Annotated in this window: 16 protein-coding genes; 3 read left to right on the top strand and 13 right to left on the bottom strand. The window is 47.6% G+C overall.

What is annotated here, in order from left to right; translation table 11 throughout:
- Positions 1-520: 520 nt before the first annotated feature.
- The 8 genes from ACE6ED_RS01655 to ACE6ED_RS01620 form a co-directional block, all read right to left on the bottom strand.
- Complete coding sequence (locus tag ACE6ED_RS01655) at positions 521-1,444, bottom strand: copper amine oxidase N-terminal domain-containing protein (RefSeq protein ID WP_410825213.1); 924 nt, start codon at positions 1,442-1,444, stop codon at positions 521-523.
- 181 nt (positions 1,445-1,625) lie between these two features.
- Positions 1,626-1,847, bottom strand: a complete 222-nt coding sequence (locus ACE6ED_RS01650; RefSeq protein WP_410825212.1) for a hypothetical protein — start codon at positions 1,845-1,847, stop codon at positions 1,626-1,628.
- A 211-nt stretch (positions 1,848-2,058) separates the two neighbouring features.
- A complete protein-coding gene (locus tag ACE6ED_RS01645; protein WP_410825211.1) occupies positions 2,059-2,721 on the bottom strand; it encodes a pentapeptide repeat-containing protein in 663 nt (220 codons plus the stop codon).
- 262 nt (positions 2,722-2,983) lie between these two features.
- A complete protein-coding gene (locus ACE6ED_RS01640) occupies positions 2,984-3,274 on the bottom strand; it encodes a Dabb family protein (protein WP_410825210.1) in 291 nt (96 codons plus the stop codon).
- A gap of 27 nt (positions 3,275-3,301) precedes the next feature.
- The gene (locus ACE6ED_RS01635; RefSeq protein ID WP_410825209.1) at positions 3,302-3,676 is read right to left on the bottom strand and encodes a YybH family protein; all 375 of its coding nucleotides are present in this window, start codon (positions 3,674-3,676) and stop codon (positions 3,302-3,304) included.
- A 24-nt stretch (positions 3,677-3,700) separates the two neighbouring features.
- A complete protein-coding gene (locus ACE6ED_RS01630; RefSeq protein WP_410825208.1) occupies positions 3,701-4,501 on the bottom strand; it encodes an SDR family oxidoreductase in 801 nt (266 codons plus the stop codon).
- A 79-nt stretch (positions 4,502-4,580) separates the two neighbouring features.
- Positions 4,581-5,513 (bottom strand): helix-turn-helix transcriptional regulator, encoded by a 933-nt coding sequence (locus ACE6ED_RS01625; RefSeq protein ID WP_410825207.1) that lies wholly within the window; start codon positions 5,511-5,513, stop codon positions 4,581-4,583.
- Between the two features lie 279 nt (positions 5,514-5,792).
- Positions 5,793-7,133, bottom strand: coding sequence for an erythromycin esterase family protein (locus tag ACE6ED_RS01620; RefSeq protein WP_410825206.1), 1,341 nt, complete (start codon positions 7,131-7,133; stop codon positions 5,793-5,795).
- Positions 7,134-7,866: 733 nt separating this feature from the next.
- Between ACE6ED_RS01620 and fdhD the strand changes: the two genes are divergently transcribed.
- The 3 genes from fdhD (at position 7,867) to hydG (ending at position 11,335) form a co-directional block, all read left to right on the top strand.
- On the top strand, positions 7,867-8,622 hold the full coding sequence (gene fdhD / locus ACE6ED_RS01615; protein ID WP_410825386.1) for a formate dehydrogenase accessory sulfurtransferase FdhD: 756 nt from the start codon (positions 7,867-7,869) through the stop codon (positions 8,620-8,622).
- 121 nt (positions 8,623-8,743) lie between these two features.
- The gene (gene hydE / locus ACE6ED_RS01610; RefSeq protein ID WP_410825205.1) at positions 8,744-9,820 is read left to right on the top strand and encodes a [FeFe] hydrogenase H-cluster radical SAM maturase HydE; all 1,077 of its coding nucleotides are present in this window, start codon (positions 8,744-8,746) and stop codon (positions 9,818-9,820) included.
- 99 nt (positions 9,821-9,919) lie between these two features.
- The gene (hydG, locus tag ACE6ED_RS01605; protein WP_410825385.1) at positions 9,920-11,335 is read left to right on the top strand and encodes a [FeFe] hydrogenase H-cluster radical SAM maturase HydG; all 1,416 of its coding nucleotides are present in this window, start codon (positions 9,920-9,922) and stop codon (positions 11,333-11,335) included.
- Between the two features lie 93 nt (positions 11,336-11,428).
- Here the strand turns inward: hydG and hydF are convergent, their stop codons facing one another.
- Genes hydF through ACE6ED_RS01580 form a run of 5 tightly spaced genes read right to left on the bottom strand, consistent with a single transcriptional unit; the run spans position 11,429 to position 17,194 of the window.
- Positions 11,429-12,688, bottom strand: coding sequence for a [FeFe] hydrogenase H-cluster maturation GTPase HydF (gene hydF, locus ACE6ED_RS01600; RefSeq protein ID WP_410825204.1), 1,260 nt, complete (start codon positions 12,686-12,688; stop codon positions 11,429-11,431).
- A 30-nt stretch (positions 12,689-12,718) separates the two neighbouring features.
- Positions 12,719-14,125: an aspartate ammonia-lyase gene (locus ACE6ED_RS01595; protein ID WP_410825384.1), complete on the bottom strand. Its 1,407-nt coding sequence runs from the start codon at positions 14,123-14,125 to the stop codon at positions 12,719-12,721.
- Between the two features lie 22 nt (positions 14,126-14,147).
- Positions 14,148-15,188 (bottom strand): GTP 3',8-cyclase MoaA, encoded by a 1,041-nt coding sequence (gene moaA, locus ACE6ED_RS01590; RefSeq protein WP_410825203.1) that lies wholly within the window; start codon positions 15,186-15,188, stop codon positions 14,148-14,150.
- Between the two features lie 27 nt (positions 15,189-15,215).
- Positions 15,216-15,800 (bottom strand): 4Fe-4S dicluster domain-containing protein, encoded by a 585-nt coding sequence (locus tag ACE6ED_RS01585; RefSeq protein WP_410825202.1) that lies wholly within the window; start codon positions 15,798-15,800, stop codon positions 15,216-15,218.
- Positions 15,797-17,194: a [FeFe] hydrogenase, group A gene (locus ACE6ED_RS01580; protein ID WP_410825201.1), complete on the bottom strand. Its 1,398-nt coding sequence runs from the start codon at positions 17,192-17,194 to the stop codon at positions 15,797-15,799. Before ACE6ED_RS01580 ends, ACE6ED_RS01585 begins: the two co-directional genes overlap by 4 nt.
- Between the last annotated feature and the right edge of the window lie 8 nt (positions 17,195-17,202).

Genomic DNA, 17,202 nt, shown 5'->3' with positions numbered 1-17,202 from the left:
AAAAGGTGATTAAAATACAGCAAAATAAAATATTCTTCTTGTTCTTATGTAATAGATACCATCCTGCCAAAATGTATAGGAGCAACAACAATAAAAGAATGGTTAAAGGAATTATTGGAGAGTCATAGGTAGGTTGAATCAAGGGGAATGAATCAAAACTAAGTAATGTTTCAAAAGTGAAAGAAAAACCAACTATCCCGCATACCAAACTTCCTACAAAAAATAATATGTTAATTAACACTACAGCCCTCCTTTCCTTTCAGCTTCCTACGCCCTGTCTTAAGGTTCAAAAAAACTATCCTATACAATTTATCGGAAAGATGCAGGACGTGGTGAACAAAATACAGATTTGGCTTTTTATTGCCGGAGTTACCCACAGATTGTGGATAATAAGTGGACTAAAAATGTGGATATCTCAGCGATAAATGAATACCAATCGGCTCTAAAGTAAAAATCCGCCCTAGAAGTCCTCTTTCTGACTTTCAGGACGGCTCTTTTTACGGGTTTATCCACAGGCTGTTTATTCTTCAGAAATCAGAAAAAAATCCTCAGTCGTATCAATATCATAATGAATGCCTAAGCCGGTTACTTCACCTTTAGAGCTGACTAGTCCGTACCTTGCGATCCCGCCCATAATGTCCATGTTGTAATACACATATTCACCAGCGATTTTCGGCCGCGTTCCTTGTTCCGAAATGACCCCGACAGGTGTTTTGAAAGCCAAGCCTTCTTGATTGTTAATCAGCTTAATTGGATCCTTGGATGAACCCGCTTTAGCAACCCATATTTTGTAATCTATATTGCTTTTAATTTGGTGATACTCGATGACATCCCCGTATAAATAAAAGTATTGCCCAGCTTCCCCTCTTGGAAAATAAAACACATCGTGACTGTTACGCTCCCGATTGGAATTGAAGCCGGGTAAGGCGTCAATTTTGGGTGTTTCCGATACTGCGGCTTTCCTTCTGACAGATAAGTCGGCAGACGCAAGCGCTTGAACAGTTTTATCGGAGGGTTTAGCTATATAGACCGTTTGCTTTTGCGGTGCCCACAGGACAATTGCTCCGCTAGCCTCCCCAATCGCTCGGAGTGGAACAAACACGCTTCCATTCACAAGCGACACAGGAACTTCAATTTCTTTCTGTTTGCCGCCAATCTTCGCATTTTTACTGTTTAATTGGAATATGGATTTTTGCTGTGTGGACTGATTGACCACAGTGACCGTTTTGGCTGTGTTGTCCCATGTTATGGCCGTATTAGGGAGGCCGGCAATCGTTTTTATAGGTACTAAGGTTACTCCGTCCTTAAGGATAGGCTGGACCTCTGTATTCACTGCTTTGCTGTTGACGACAATGGCTGGCGAATGAGACGCAAACGAAGCGGCTGCAGGCACACAGCTTAAGAATGCAGCAAGTGCAGCGGACAAGATTCGTTTATTCTTCACTTGGAAACCTCCTTGTTTGTTCTATTTTCTTAATTAGACGTTATGTACTGGAAAAAGTTAAAAAAACAAGCAGTTCTGCATCCCTCCAACAAACGGAGATTTGCACACTGCTTGATTTTGATCAGTTGCTTAGCTACATCTAAGCTTGTTTGCCAATTAAGTGCTGCGAAATTCCTCTCAACTATGTATTCTTCTTTGCAGCCTGCATACCGCCGATGATAAGCATGATAATCCCAATTACTGCTAGAACAATCCGGACCAAGAATGGACTCAATGAAAACACCGTTTCACCCTGCCAGTGCAATCCGAACAAGCTTTCATTCAGGCCCACAATCGCCAATAATGGCTTAAGAAACAAGCTGAGGGTTAATAATCCGATCCCCCATATCATATTCCTATTCATAGCTTCAAAACCTCTTTTCCGATTAAGATAGATGCTCAAGCAGGCTGCGGTTGAGGGGTTTATTAAAAATGATCCTACTGCGTAAGTGCAACCCCTCGAAGCAAAGTTGAACTCTAGATGCTGAGTGGGGAATCAAGAAAAGTAGTGAGGGGACAATCAGGACGTCAAAATAAATCTTGGGTGCTTACGAGTGACTATTGCTTCACCGCTTTTACAGCGTTCCGAACTCTTTTGATTTATGAAATTCTTTCGCAATCCTGATATTTTCTTCGGTCAATAATTGTTGTTTTAACATTTCGCTAACATTATTTGAATGTTTTACAATGCTTAGAACCTGATACAACAGCTGTTTCACTTGCTTATCGTCCAAATGGACAAGTAATGCGCCGCTCCAGATTGGAAAGTCTAAGTAATCAATGTTTGCATTGCGCAGGTTTGCGCCACTCAGGTCTGCCCTGTTCAGGTCTGCATAACGCAGGTCTGCACCGCTCAGGTTAACTTCGCTCAGGTCTGCTTTGGTCAGGTCTGCATAGGTTAGGTTTGCATCGCTCAGGTCGGCTTTACTCAGGTCGGCTTCGCTCAGATCGGCAAAACGCAGGTTTATACCGCTCAGATCAGCTTTGCTCAGGTTTGCACTGCGCAGTTCCGCTTCGCTCAAGTCTGCTTTGCTCAGGTTTGAGCCGCGTAGGTCTGCGGCATCCAGGTCTGCCTTACTTAGGTTTGCTTCGCTTAGGTCTGCGCCGCTCAGGTTGGCGCCGCTCAGATCTGTTTTGCTCAGGTTTACCATGCGCAAGTTTGCACCGTTTAGTTCTGCCTTAACGCCGTCCTTTTCAGAATTTATCCATTTTCTATGTAATTCCAGTAATTTTTTCATTTCGTTCTGTATAATGTTTCTCCCCTCCACTTTGGTTTTCTAGAAAAACCAAATGCGATTATGAGACAAGATGCAGTCCCACTTTCTGGTCCCACTGACACACCCTTTCATTATAATCACCCCTTAAACTACACTTCAAGGACCGTTTTTTCAGTGCATTCCAACATCCTCATCACAAACAAATAGCGGCCATCTGGCCGCCATTGCTTATCTTTTGCAACTTGTCGCAAACCCATTTCTCATGGTCTCATTATAGCTTACTTCATAAGGTGGAGCAGCAGACAGATGCCTGTGTTTCCAGTACGGTGCCAATCCACTTGGCGACTTCCTGATGGGCCGGATGAATAAGGTATTCATCCATGTCTTCTAGGGATGCAAACTTGGTAATCAGGATCAAATCATATGCTGAAGAGCCATGGCGAATATTAACTTCAGCCTGGATATCGAGAAGAACATCTATGTTGCCTCTTAAGCTCAGCAGAACGGTTTGAACTTGCTCGATCTGCTTTGGACTCTGGTCCTTCAGCTTCAGCAGCAAATGATTTACTATCATTTTTGGTTCACCTCGTCCCTTATCTGATCAGCGTTCTTCTAGTTGTTCCGAACCTTTTGACAGCCGTATCGTGAGCCGCTTAATCTTAAGGTTGTTAATCTGAAAATAAAAATCTAAATAAAGCGGGTCCGGAAGTCCGGTTTTGTCGAAATCCCCGTCCACCTTAAAAACAGCCACGATTTCTCCCTCATGCTGTTTATGCTGTTTGAGTTCAAGCGTGATGTTAGCACCGAAGTGATGTTCGGCACTCCATTTTTTTATCGCAGCTTTGCCTGCCCATTCTTTGCCTTCATCAAAGACAAGCGCATCTTCCGAAAAGCAGCCGGCATAAGCCTCCGGATCGGGTTTATTGGCAACAGCTATAAAATCTTGTATCACTTGTGGAAGCAGACTGGGCTCCATAAGATCAACTCCTTTGTAAGTTCGTTAAACGGTGCGGATCGTTCCGCCGTCAATGACATACTCACAGCCCGTAATATAAGAGGCTCTGCTCGAAGCAAGGAAGGCAACAAGCTCGGCAACCTCCTTAGGTTTGGCCGGCCGGCCGAGAGGAATACCGCCAAGCTCATCCATTAACTGCTGGCGGGCAGCCCGATAGTCTGTTCCGGCTTGTTCAGCCATTCTCCCGATTAACCGTTCCGCCGCTTCCGTTTCGGTAAACCCCGGCGCCACTGCGTTGATTCTTATCCCCATAGAGCCGAATTGGGTCGCGATGTTTTTACTGTAGTTAACGAGTGCAGCTTTGGCTGCCGAATAAGGCATGGTCATGCTACCCGGCAATTTACTCTGAATGGATGAGATATGGACAATCACTCCGCTTTTTTGTTCAACCATGTAAGGAAGAAATCCACGGTCAAGACGGACGGTTGAAAACAGGTTGGTGTTAAACGTCATCAGCCAATCCTCATCTGTTATGGCTAAAGCTCCTGCCGTGCTGGTCGAGGAACCTCCCACATTGTTAATCAAAATATCCAGACCGCCGAACATCCGGCTTGTTTCCTGAATCATATGCTCCACACCTTCCGGGAGGCTGGCATCGGCCTGAATGAACCCTACTCCTTCCGGTAATGCTTCGGGCAGTGATCTTGCCGCAGCGATCACTTCAGCTCCTCCCGCATGCAGACGTTGGACGATCGCCCTGCCGATTCCTCGGGTTCCGCCAGTCACCAGGGCTCGCTTACCTGCAAATTCTTTGCTTATATCCAATAAATACGGGCTGTTTTCCATCGTTCTGCTGAATCCTCCTCAGTACGTTTTGAATACAAGGCTAGTTTAATCAACAGAACCTGACAGCTTTCGTGTCTAGTTATCTAGAATATTTTTTGGCCATTTTGGTCGTGCGGTTTTTCATCTCCAGCCTGACAGACGCCGGCTCAATTACTTCCAGTAAATCTCCATAGGAAAGAAGATATTGATACAGCCATTCTCCGGAAGGCAGATCAGAAGTGACAAGGAGAGAGCAGTCTTCCTGTTTCGAAACGTTCTCTTTCTTAAACTCATCAACGACGCGATAGGCTCCCGCCGGTTCTATTTTTAATAGCAGAGAGATTTTAGGCGTTTCGTTAACCTTAACTTCGGCACGAGAAGTCCCGGCAGCCTCTATCCATTCCTGCTGATTCTCTAAGCACTTATCCTCGTCTCCGTCTAAATGCTGCACTTTCGACATCCTGGTAATCTTGAAGGTTCTCAAAGCATCTTGTTCGAAACTATAAGCCTCTACGTACCAGGCTCTATCCTTAAATAGTAGTTTCACTGGTGCGGCTCTCCGGCTTTTTTGTTCCCCGGCAGCAGACAAGTAGGTAAACGAAATCACTTTATGCTCCAAAATGGCCTGTTTCAGCAGGGCATACAACTCTTTTTGTTTTTGCCCGCTCCCCCACAAGGAGAAATCCACCTCAATCCAGTTCGTGTTGTTTTTCCTGAACAAGCTGCTCAGCTTTGTGAGAACTTCGTCGGTATCAGGATATTGGGCCACGGCCAAGCTTTGTAAGGCAAAAAGGATCTCATCCTGCTCCTTGTCCGAAAGCAAAGATTTATTCAGGACAAATCTGTCGGACAGGGAAATGCCGCCTCCTTTTCCTTGGGTGGTGTAGATCGGAATTCCGGCCTGGCTTAAAGTCTCAACGTCTCGATAAACCGTTCGGACAGACACTTCTAACCGCTCGGCCAGCTCTGGTGCCGTAACCGTCCCTTTTTCCAATAAAATATATACCACTTGAAATAATCTGCTGATTTGCATCCGCTCACCCCTGTTTCAGTTTATCCGTTAAAACTGGACAGGAAGGTGTCAGGTTAGGGTTTGAAAAAAAAAGGCAAAGATGTTAAGTCGCTTGTCTTTTACTTTCATTCGCTTGCTCGTTCTGTCGTTCGCGTAACTCACTTAGATGATTGTGGATAAAACCCTCATACCCAGATAGCTCGTAGAGCGCAACAAAAAAAGCCATCAGATGGCTTTTATGAGGAAATCAACTTGCTCATCAATCTTTACGCCAGCTAACAGCTACGACCAATCAGTATGTTATTGATTCATTTGAGAGGGTTTTACTTTCTGAATGTGAACTAGGATATCAAACGATCTACCTAATGATATATCAGCAGTTGTCGGAATATTTGGGCCTACGGTAGTTACTCCAGCGAAAAAGGGATGTTCTTCGTTTAGCCAAGTTTTTGTCACTCCGCTTGCTTTGCGTAAATCGACAAAAAACTGGTCGTAATTGACTTGTCCAAACGTATAGTTAAAAATATTCGGGGCGTCTAATTTTAATATTCCATAAGGCCCAAATTTTTGACTGCTGTTATAGACATTGTAACGTCCCTCAAAGACAGAGGTTCCAATGGCTACATACCGTTTTCCATAATGTTCTGCTAAGTGCTGCCCAGCTAATTTAGGGTATACGGAAGGGAGCATATTGGTTTTCGAAAGGTGTGCATTATGGGCCCACACGATTGTTTTCCCTACATGTTCTTCTGTCCACCTCGCATTTTCATACATGGCAATATCATGCTTCAAATAAAAGTCATCCACGTTATCAGGATATGAAGCTGTCATTGCCGTAAATTGCTCGATAATACGAGCATTTTGTTTGATCCATGCGAACTCCTGGGATTTTCCATTCAGATTACTTTTATTTTGTTCTAATAAAGCGCTGATTTGTTTCGCATCTGAAACATACCGCTCTTTAGTTTCTTTTTTAAGGCCGCCAAAGGTATCTAAATTCTTGGTTACAGGAATAAGGCCTTCCATCTTTTTTTCGAAACGAGCTGCAAGTTGTGGATTGTGTTTCTTTACATACTCTATGATATTGTTATAAACACTCTCGTTTACGGTTTGGATATCCATCCCGATGATCCGGATTTTGGATTTATGCTCTGGAGCAGCATTATATTGGCGTATCCATTGCAGCAGATTTATAATTTCTTTCGTGTTAAATACTGGCGATAGGTATTGGCGCGGATCCCCTTTACCCGTAAGAACATAGCGATCGAGTCCTAATGCTCTGTCCCATCCCTCTTCTAACACTAGGGCGTTAAAGCCCCTTTCAGCTACCAAATAATTAACAATGCGATGTTTCATCGTAAAAACTTCATGTGCTCCATGCATTGCTTCACCTATACCAACAATTGTAGCTGATCCTATCATATCCTTAAGCGGACTTAAATCATGAAGGGATGCTGTTGGATCCGTTGTCTTTAATGGTATTGCATGCTTTTCCAACCATTTTATCTGTTCGGCTTTTTGATTGGAGCTGTAGGGAGCTGTACTAGAAGCACCTGCTTTCGAAGTTGCATGAATACTTCCTGTAAAGCTAGCCAGTGTGATCATCGAAGCAGCAATTGCGGTAACCATTTTCTTTTTCATATAATCCTCCTAAAATACTTTAAGACTTGGTTGGATAAGTTTTATTCCAGTTCGGTTTCGCATTAACCAAAAGGTGCGCATCCATTGCAGCGGTCCGGAAGTTCTAATTTGGATTGAGCCCAAATCTTGGACTGAAAAGCAACTATTCTGGAGGCAACCTGGTTTTTATGAGGTTCATCGCTCCTCTCCCTGTCATACCCGCATCCTACGACTTATTGTGTCAACTCTGCCAGTGCAATAATGTCATGTGACATTTTTTTAGATTGCACCAAGGCAAATCCGCGGCGACCAATGGGATAAAATCAAGAACCTGTTGCCAGCCGAAAGAAACCTGCAAGGAGGGAGACCCAGTTCAACGACAAACGGCGGCCGTCAAGTGGACGGCTGCCATCGGTTCACGACTTTTATTTAACTGGACATCACTGTCGCCCGTATAATCTTCCCCTTCAAGTTCATTCCCATCCTTTGGAAGGATTAAGCGAGTAAAGCCACGATGAATTTGCATCTCCTAAATCAGCTCTGATTCATGAAGAACGCAAAGGCTATATGTGAGATGTTAAATTGACACTTTTTATAAAAAGTGATGTAGTAATAACATATTTCAGGATGGTATTATTTTTCATTTAAAGGAAATGTTGAGATGTTCAATTTCTAACGAAAAAGGATGATTGCATTGAAACTCGAATCCGAGCGGCATGGGGAAATTATACGTTACCGCAGTGGACATATCACGATGGAAGAAGATCTTATCGTTACGGAGCATCCGGTCACAATCAAAATAAACGGTGATGAATTCGTCACTCTAGTATGCACGCCTGAATATATCGAGGACATGGTAATCGGTTATTTGGCATCCGAAGGAATCATTAGAGGGTTCCAGGATATCAAGGCGATTTGGAGTCAGGAAGAAGAAGGTTTCGTCCACGTAACTATAGACCACTTAAGCCCATTGCACCGTCAGCTGTTTGCCAAGCGATATGTAACTTCCTGCTGCGGGTCTAGCCGGCATGGCTTCGTCTACATTAATGATGCTAGAACGGCCAAAATTGCGGACGGGGTACATGTGTCACTTACTTTCGACGATTGTTTCCGCTTAATGGAGGAAGTGCAAGCCGGATCAGAGCTGTTCCACCGCACCGGTGGCGTCCATTCTGCTGCAATTTGCGATGCCGGCAGGGTGCTGCTGGCCCGCAGCGATATTGGCCGTCATAATGCACTGGACAAAATTTACGGCCACTGCCTGAAGCAACATTGGAAACTCAATGACAAAATTGTTGTTTTCAGCGGACGGATCTCTTCGGAAATCTTATTGAAAGTAGCCAAAATAGGCTGTGAAATGATTTTATCCAAATCTGCCCCCACCGGACTAGCGCTTGAGCTGGCGGAACAGTTAGGAATCACCACCGTTGGTTTCATTCGTCAGAATTCATGTAATGTGTATACCCGTCCGGATCGGATCTCCGGCTGTCCCGCTTCCCCCCCTCCGTGAACCTCAAATTTCAAGCACAAAACTCACTGTTCTCTATTTTTACTTTTGTTACAATTTTTTCTAGGAATCGTAATTGTTATTTTTTAGGTCATATGATTAATCCTCTCCAGGATAGGAAGTGATGTCAACGGAACAATTGCTGGATCGATTATATGAAGAAGAATCACTGGACGCTCAAGAGATTATTGCTGTGCTGAGGAACCCGGACCCGAATCTAAAAAAGCGGCTTCATCATCTGGCCCATCTGAAAAGAATGGAATGTTACGGCGACCGTGTATTTTTGCGCGGGCTGATCGAATTCTCCAATATTTGCAAACAGAACTGCCTGTACTGCGGCATCCGCTCCGGCAATAAGACAGTCCGCCGCTATCGGCTCCAACCTGAAGAAATCTTGGAATGCTGCCGGGAAGGGTATGAGCTGGGTTATCGTACCTTTGTTCTACAGAGCGGAGAAGACGACTGGTACACCACTGAGAAGCTGACCAAGCTCATTACACGCATTAAAACACTCTATCCGGATACCGCGGTAACACTGTCGATTGGTGAACGGGATGATGAGACTTACGCTGCACTGCTCGCGGCCGGAGCTGACCGTTACTTGCTGCGCCATGAGACAGCCTCCCGTAAGCTGTACCAAGCCCTGCACCCGACCATGACCTTTGACAGCCGCCGGAATCGGTTGGAGGCTCTCAAGTCCCTCGGCTATCAGGTGGGTGCAGGCTTTATGGTTGGTTTACCAGGTCAAACGCCCGGGGATTTGGCTGAAGACCTGCTGTATCTTAAGGCGCTTGAACCGGATATGATCGGCATTGGCCCTTTTTTGCCGCATCAGGCCACACCCTTAAAGGACGAGCCGGCCGGAACAGTAATAAATACACTGGATATGATTGCTCTTGCCCGGCTTTTCGTGCCGAATGCCCTAATCCCTGCTACAACAGCCATGGGAACCGCTCACCCGAACGGGCGGGAGCTGGCGTTGCAAGCAGGCGCCAATGTGGTCATGCCTAATCTCTCTCCTTTGAGAGTACGAGCCCAATACACGCTCTACAATAACAAAATCTGTCTGGGTGACGAATCCGCCCAATGCAGATTCTGTCTGGAACAGCGGATTGAAGCTGCCGGTTTCCATGTGGATATGGGCCGGGGAGATAGTCTGAATTATCTATCCCGCACTTCTGCACAGCGCATTCCATTGTAAGGAAGCACCAAATCAGCCTGTTGCCATCTCGCAATCGAGTTGGAAGAGTTCAAGTCTGCTTGTCAATCTAATAATGAACCCAGAAAGAAGTGGATGTTCGTGAGCCGAGTAAATGAAAGTCGTCCGGCGGATTTCATTCAGGACGAAGAGATCCAAGAAGCGCTGCGATTTGGAGAAAGTGCTGGATCGGATCGGGCCAAGGTGTCGGCAATTCTTGAGAAAGCCCGACAATGTAAAGGACTGACCTCACAAGAAGCAGCTGTTCTCTTAAATGTGGAAGATCAGGAAACACTGAATGAGATTTATCAGGTGTCCAGAGAGATCAAGGAACGGATCTACGGCAACCGGATTGTATTGTTCGCACCACTCTATGTCAGCAACTACTGTGTCAATAATTGCGTGTACTGCGGTTACAAACATTCCAATTCCGAATTCACACGCAGCCGCTTAACGTCAGATGAAATTGCCCAGGAAGTTACCGTTCTGCAGTCTCTGGGACACAAACGGCTTGTGCTGGAAGCGGGTGAGGATCCCCGCAATTGTTCCATCGATTACATTCTCGACTGCATAAAGACCATTTACGATACGAAGCTGGATAATGGCAGTATCCGCCGGATCAATGTCAATATCGCTGCAACAACAATCGATGACTACATCAAGCTGGCTGAGGCGGGAATTGGAACTTATATTTTATTTCAGGAGACTTATCATAGACCTAGTTACAAGCAATACCATCCGCAAGGACCCAAAAGTGATTATGATTGGCATACGACCGCCATGGACAGGGCCATGAAAGCGGGTATCGAGGATGTTGGTATTGGTGTTCTGTATGGGCTCTACGATTATAAATATGAAACGATAGCCATGTTAAAACATGCCGAGCATCTGGAACAGGCCTATGGCTGCGGACCGCATACGATTTCCGTCCCCCGCCTGCGCGAAGCGGAGAATGTGAACCTGGACAATTACCCTTACTTGGTCAGCGATCCCGATTTCGCCAAAATCGTCGCCGTTCTGCGAATAGCCGTTCCCTACACAGGAATGATACTCTCTACACGCGAAGACGCTGAATTTCGTGATCAGATCATCAAACTGGGCATTTCCCAGATCAGCGCAGGCTCCGCCACGGGTGTTGGCGCATACAGTGTGAACAGAGATAAAGATGACAAGCCGCAATTCATGGTAGGTGATCACCGCTCTCCTATGGAAATCATCAAAAATCTCTGCCAGGACGGGTATGTGCCGAGTTACTGCACCGCCTGTTACCGGGAAGGCCGCACGGGTGACCGTTTCATGCAGCTGGCAAAATCCGGCCAAATCCATAATGTCTGTCAGCCGAACTCCCTGATGACGTTTCAGGAATACCTGCTGGATTACGCCGATGAGGAGATGCGGGCCATTGGAGAGCAAACGATTCATGACAATCTGGAGCGCATCCCCAAGGAATCGGTCAAAAAAGCGACCCTAAAGCAACTTCAGCGTATCCATAACGGCGAACGAGATCTACGGTTTTAGCCGCACCCGCACCCAATGTACGCTGTCACAAAAAGGGGTGTTCCAGCAGCCATTCAAACGGCTTTTGGAACACCCTCCGCTTTAATATACGCATTAATGGGTTCCCCCCTCCTCCCAGGCCAGCATTGCAGACGGAAACATTTCGATGGCTCTTGGGAACACCCCCTGCACGTAGGCAATAAATACACCATAATTCACAATTGGAACACCCGCATGTTCCGCCTCTTCAAGCCTCGCCAGCATCGCCCTGCGGTTCAACATACATGCTCCGCAGTGAATGATCAGTGAATAACCGCCGAGTCCTGCGGGGAAATCGCTGCCTGCGGCATGTTCAATTTGAAGCTGCCTGCCTGTCAGTTCCCGCAGCCAGCGGGGAATCTTCACGGAAGCAATATCATCCGATTGCCGGTGATGCGTGCAGGCTTCCGCAATGAGCACCCGGTCTCCGTCCTGCAAACGGCCAATAGCGCGAACCCCGCGTACAAGCTGAGGAAGATCCCCCTTATACCTGGCAAACAATATGGAAAAGGACGTGAGCGGGATATCTTTTGGAGTATCTGCCTGAACCTTAAGAAATGCCTGTGAATCCGTGATGACCACATTTGGCTTGCGCCCCAGCATCTTGAGCGTGTGTCCAAGCTCCTGTTCCTTGGTGACAACAGCAACTGCATCACATTCCATGATGTCACGAATGGTCTGCTGCTGGGGCAGAATCAGTCTTCCTTTAGGTGCTGCCTTATCGATCGGCACAACCAGAACAGCCAAGTCTCCGGGGTTCAGCAGGTCTCCCACCAGCCGGAACCGGTCTTCGTCCCTCGGCAGCTCCCGGACGATTGCAGCTTTTAGCTCCTTGATCCCAGTATTCCTGAGAGCACTGAATAGCATTGGCTTCAAATGAAGCCGTTCTTCTACCTTTGCCGCCACTACAGTGTGTTCCTCACCGTCACCATGCGCTTCGAGCAAGTCTACTTTGTTCAATAGCAGAATGACCGAAATCTTTTTGGCAGACAAGTTCTGTAAAAGATTGTGCTCAAATTCGCCTACTCCTTGGACAGCGTCGATCACCAGCAGCGCCAGATCGGTTTTGCTCAGAACCTGATTTGTTTTGCGAATCCGCTGTTCACCCAAACTTCCGCTATCATCCAATCCGGCGGTATCAATAAGCACTACCGGTCCCAATGGCAGCAGCTCCATCGGTTGATAAACCGGATCTGTCGTTGTCCCGCTTACCGGAGAAACAATGGACGTCTCCTGACCGCCTAAAGCGTTAATCACACTGGATTTGCCGGCATTACGCCTTCCAAAGACTGCAATGTGCATTCGTTCTCCACGCGGGGTATGATTTAAGCTCATAACATGCGCTCCTTCGTTATCCTAGAACCTTTATAAATCACTTGATCTTCCAGGGATGCCTGGTTTGGTAACCTGCAGCGGGTGCAGAATGGCATCGATCTGCTTTTCCGTCATCAGTCCTTGTTCCAGCAAAATCTCTTTTAACGGCTGGTCCGAGGCCGCCGCAGACATAGCCAGTTCAGCTGCGGCGTCATAACCCAGATACGTCACCGCTGCGGCCGCCATGACGCCGGAGTGTTCCAAATGCTCGAGACAATGAGCAGTATCGACTTTCAACCCACGCACGCATCGCTCATGAAAGAGCCGTACAGCCTCAGTAAGAATTTCAAGAGATTCAAGCAGAGATTCTGCGATTAAAGGGGCAAAGGCATTCAGCTCCAGCTGGCCGCTGGCCGCCGCCAAAGTGACTGCTGTATCATTGGAGATTACTTTCATAGCGACTGACCCGGCCATCTCTGCGATGACCGGGTTCATTTTACCGGGCAGGATCGAAGAACCTACCTGCATAGGAGGCAGGATGTATTCTGCCATTCCGCCGGAGGGCCCGGAATTAAGCAGCCGGAAATCACCGGATATCTTCAGCAAGTTCACCGCAGCAGCTTTGAGCAAACCTGAAACTTCCACAAATACATCCATATTCTGTGTGCCATCCATCGGAAAATCGCTGCGGCACAGCCCCATTCCGGATAGTTCCCGCAGCTCTTCTGCAATGGCATAACTATAAGCAAGGGGAGCATTCATTCCCGTGCCCACTGCCGTTCCTCCAAGGTTAATCTCCCGAAGCCGTTCCTCCGCCTTGTACAGCCGCCACCTGTCCCGTGCAACCGCTTTGGCATAAGCACCGAAGCTTTGTCCAGCCATGATGGGCAGTGCGTCCATGAGCTGCGTCCGTCCTAACCTTAACACATCGGCGTATTCCCGCTCCTTCTCCTGCAATGCCTCCTGAAGGGAGGCAAACTCTTCACTAAGCGAGCGAAGCAGCGGAATCATCGCAATTCGCATGGCAGTGGGATACACGTCATTGGTAGATTGATAGAGATTCACATGATCTATCGGATGGATCAGCCGGTAATCTCCCTTATGTCCACCAAGTTTCTCGATGGCCAGATTGGCTATCACCTCGTTAACGTTCATGTTTGTGCTCGTTCCCGCTCCGCCCTGATACGCATCCACAATAAAGTGTGTATCCATCTGGCCTTGGAGAATTTCATCGCAAGCGGATAAAATACCCGATGCCACCTGCTCGGAAATCCCCCCTTGCCTGCCATTTACTTTGGCTGCCGCTTTCTTCACCATTACAATGGCCCGCGTGATCCGCGGATTCACCGGCCGGCCGCTGACCGCAAAATTATCCCGCGCCCTTACCGCGTGAATTCCATAATAAGCCCCACTAGGAACCATTTCACTCCCTAGAGCATCCGATTCCACCCGAAACATTGAATCGTCGTTCAATTGTTTTTCACCCCCCAATTTGCGACATCAGCCGCTTTGTGGCCTTCAAGGGTGGCTTGGTACCCGGTTGGTCCATCATTAGATGCTGGCCAGGTTTGGCTTCCAAGGCGCGCAGAAACAACTGCTTCAGCAGCTCTGATTGAGCGATGTAAGGCCGGATATACAGCTCTTCGTTCCAGAAGAGGCACGGCTTAACGTGACCGTTTGCTGTAATACGCAGCCGGTTACATGAATTACAGAAATGCTGGCTGACCGGATGAATCAAGCCAAATTGCCCTGCCGCACCTTGGATGCGAAAATAATGGGCCGGGCCGGAATCTGCTGCTTTTTCAGTCGGCTCATCAGTTGTCCTACCCGAGTCTGGGTCTGTTTCAAGACTAAAACCAGCCTTTGCACAGCGCTCCAGTATTCCATCCAAAGGCATATATCCCGCTTCCCATCCGTTGATATCATGGCCCATGGGCATATATTCAATAAAGCGGACGTGCAGCGGATATTTCTGAGTCAGCTGCAGAAAGGATTCAATTTCATCATCGTTTACGCCTTTCATCAAGACCATATTCAGCTTCAGTATCTCGAAGCCAGCCTTAAAACCAACTGCTAAAGCATGCAACACCTTGCTGACATCGCCGCCCCCAGTGATTCTGGAATAGCGTTCTGGAACTAGAGAATCCAGGCTGACGTTGAGATCTGTAAGCCCGGCATCACGCAGCTTCTGCACTTTGGGGGCGAGCAGCAGTCCATTCGTGGTCAGACCAACACGTTCGATCCCGGAGATGGCTCTTAACCTGGCAACCAGTTCTTCCAGGTTCGGACGTATCAACGGTTCTCCTCCGGTAAGACGCACCTTGGTTACCCCCATCTCGGCGAGTACCCTTACGATCCGTTCAATTTCGTCAAAGGTAAGCGGGTTACCCTTCACAGCCTTTTCTACTCTGCCCGGATTGCAATACTGACAGCCCAAGTTGCAGCGCTCCGTAACGGAGATACGCACATAATTATGTAAACGGCCAAAGGGATCGACCAAGATATCGGACAAACGCTCCACCTTGCTTTCTGCGTTATAGTGACTGAATTAGAGACGCGAAAAACCGCCGAACTGCAGTAATGACTGCGCACTGGCCAGTCTTTTCCGGGAAATGGAGTCCTCAATCTGGCTTGGTACAATGAATTGGAGTGCATTGGTGGGGCATACCCGCACGCATTCCGGGCCCTTTCCGCTGTCTTCACACAAATCACATTTGTTCGCCACAATTCTCTCTTTGCGGCTCCATGAACCCGCTGTATTGGAACGAAGCCCGGATTGAAGTTGCTTTTGGCCACCTTTATGTGCCGGAACCATTGTAATCGCCCCATAAGGACATACCAGCATACAGGTCTTGCAACCAATACAGCTATCCTGATTGATGAAAATGCTGTTGTCTTTGCTCGTAATGGAGCCATTCGGGCACACATTGGCACAAGGAGCATCCTCGCAATGTCTGCACTGCACCGGTGCGGTAACTTCGTCGGTCTCGACGACTGTCAACCGGGGATAGAAGTCGGCCCCGCTCTCTTCTTGAAGAAACATATTATTCCCGGCATGGGCAACTACGCAGGCTACTTCACAAGTATGGCAACCTATACATTTATCAGGGTCGGCAATGACAAACCGGTTCATGACATCTCCTCCTTAACACTTCTGTCAACAAATTGGGTATGCAGCAAATGATGTGAAGTATGGCCTAACGGTTCACCTAAAAAGTCCTTATACAATTTGATAATATCTGGATTCTCATGAGATTTGCGGACCTTCTGATGAGAGTCATGGCGGTAAAGGGCGCTTTTTCTGGCCTGATAAGCCATTTTCCGTTGCGTTTCCACCAGGAGCTTGGGCTGTCCGCCGCCGCTGACACAGCCTTCGGGACAAGCCATCACTTCAATGAAATGATACGGGCAGGTGCCCTCTGCAACTTTTGCCAAAACAGCATCCACATATTTCAGTCCTGCAACTACTGCCACTTTGAGCTCCAATTCGCCAATCTGAACTTCTGCCGTCCGTATGCCTTCCTCTCCCCTGACAAAATCCAATTGCAGATTGGGAATCTGCTCATGGGTGATCAGTTCATACCCCGTTCGTATCGCCGCTTCCATCACACCGCCTGTGGCACCGAAGATTGTGCCTGCTCCTGAGTATTTGCCCAGCGGTGAATCAAACGGCTCGTCGGGAAGATGAATGAAATCGATGCCTTGATCCTTGATTAAGCTGGCCAGTTCCCTTGTAGTAATCACAAGATCCACTTCACGGCAACCATCCACACTCATTTCTTCTCTGCTGCATTCAAATTTTTTACAGGTACAGGGCATAACCGCAACGCTGAAAATATCCGAAGGTGCAATTCCGTCCAGCTCCGCTCCGTAGGTCTTGAACAAGGCTCCACCCATTTGCATCGGGGACTTGCAGCTGGACAAATGCTCCAGCAGCTCCGGTGCTGCCGTCTCCGCATGCTTCACCCAGGCCGGGCAGCAGGAGGTGAACATTGGCAGCCGCTCTCCTGACATCACTCTGCCAATCAACTCTGAGCCCTCTTCCATAATCGTCACGTCCGCAGCAAAATTTGTATCATAAATCCGGTCAAACTTAAGCCGTCTCAGCGCCGCCGCCATTTTCCCCGGGGTTAAAGTGCCGAAGGGCAGCCCAAACTCCTCCGCCAGAGATACTCGGACCGCAGGAGCGCACTGCACCACCTTGAACCGTTTCGGATCAGCCAGAACGGCTTTTACCTTCTGGATATCTCCTGACGAATAAGCAGCGAATAATGGCTCACGCACGTTGGGGAGCTGCCCTCTTTCCTGTAACTTTACCGCTCGTGAGGCTATCGTCGACTCGTTGTCCGCAGCATAAGCGGTACAAATCTGCACACACTGTCCACAAACGACGCAGCGATGAGCATCAATAGTCTGCGGGTGGCCAGGTTCGCCGATAATGGCTTCCACAGGACATACAGCCGCGCAACGTCTGCAGCCGGTACATAATTGTTCGTCAATATGAATGATTGGATCCTTATACGACATAGTGCAAC

The sequence above is a fragment of the Paenibacillus nanchangensis genome (assembly GCF_046543445.1).
Classification (GTDB): Bacteria; Bacillota; Bacilli; order Paenibacillales; family Paenibacillaceae; genus Paenibacillus_AQ; species Paenibacillus_AQ nanchangensis.
Note: the sequence above shows the minus strand (reverse complement) of the source record. Positions and strands in the feature narration are given on the sequence as shown.

What these genes read in the sequence shown, in the direction of transcription:
- ACE6ED_RS01650 (WP_410825212.1), bottom strand. Translation starts at nt 1,847, where the DNA reads ATGAATAGGAATATGATATGGGGGATCGGATTATTAACCCTCAGCTTG.
- ACE6ED_RS01645 (WP_410825211.1), bottom strand. Translation starts at nt 2,721, where the DNA reads ATGAAAAAATTACTGGAATTACATAGAAAATGGATAAATTCTGAAAAG.
- ACE6ED_RS01640 (WP_410825210.1), bottom strand. Translation starts at nt 3,274, where the DNA reads ATGATAGTAAATCATTTGCTGCTGAAGCTGAAGGACCAGAGTCCAAAG.
- ACE6ED_RS01635 (WP_410825209.1), bottom strand. Translation starts at nt 3,676, where the DNA reads ATGGAGCCCAGTCTGCTTCCACAAGTGATACAAGATTTTATAGCTGTT.
- ACE6ED_RS01630 (WP_410825208.1), bottom strand. Translation starts at nt 4,501, where the DNA reads ATGGAAAACAGCCCGTATTTATTGGATATAAGCAAAGAATTTGCAGGT.
- ACE6ED_RS01625 (WP_410825207.1), bottom strand. Translation starts at nt 5,513, where the DNA reads ATGCAAATCAGCAGATTATTTCAAGTGGTATATATTTTATTGGAAAAA.
- ACE6ED_RS01620 (WP_410825206.1), bottom strand. Translation starts at nt 7,133, where the DNA reads ATGAAAAAGAAAATGGTTACCGCAATTGCTGCTTCGATGATCACACTG.
- fdhD (WP_410825386.1), top strand. Translation starts at nt 7,867, where the DNA reads ATGGAAGAAGATCTTATCGTTACGGAGCATCCGGTCACAATCAAAATA.
- hydE (WP_410825205.1), top strand. Translation starts at nt 8,744, where the DNA reads ATGTCAACGGAACAATTGCTGGATCGATTATATGAAGAAGAATCACTG.
- hydF (WP_410825204.1), bottom strand. Translation starts at nt 12,688, where the DNA reads ATGAGCTTAAATCATACCCCGCGTGGAGAACGAATGCACATTGCAGTC.
- ACE6ED_RS01595 (WP_410825384.1), bottom strand. Translation starts at nt 14,125, where the DNA reads ATGTTTCGGGTGGAATCGGATGCTCTAGGGAGTGAAATGGTTCCTAGT.
- ACE6ED_RS01585 (WP_410825202.1), bottom strand. Translation starts at nt 15,800, where the DNA reads ATGAACCGGTTTGTCATTGCCGACCCTGATAAATGTATAGGTTGCCAT.
- ACE6ED_RS01580 (WP_410825201.1), bottom strand. Translation starts at nt 17,194, where the DNA reads ATGTCGTATAAGGATCCAATCATTCATATTGACGAACAATTATGTACC.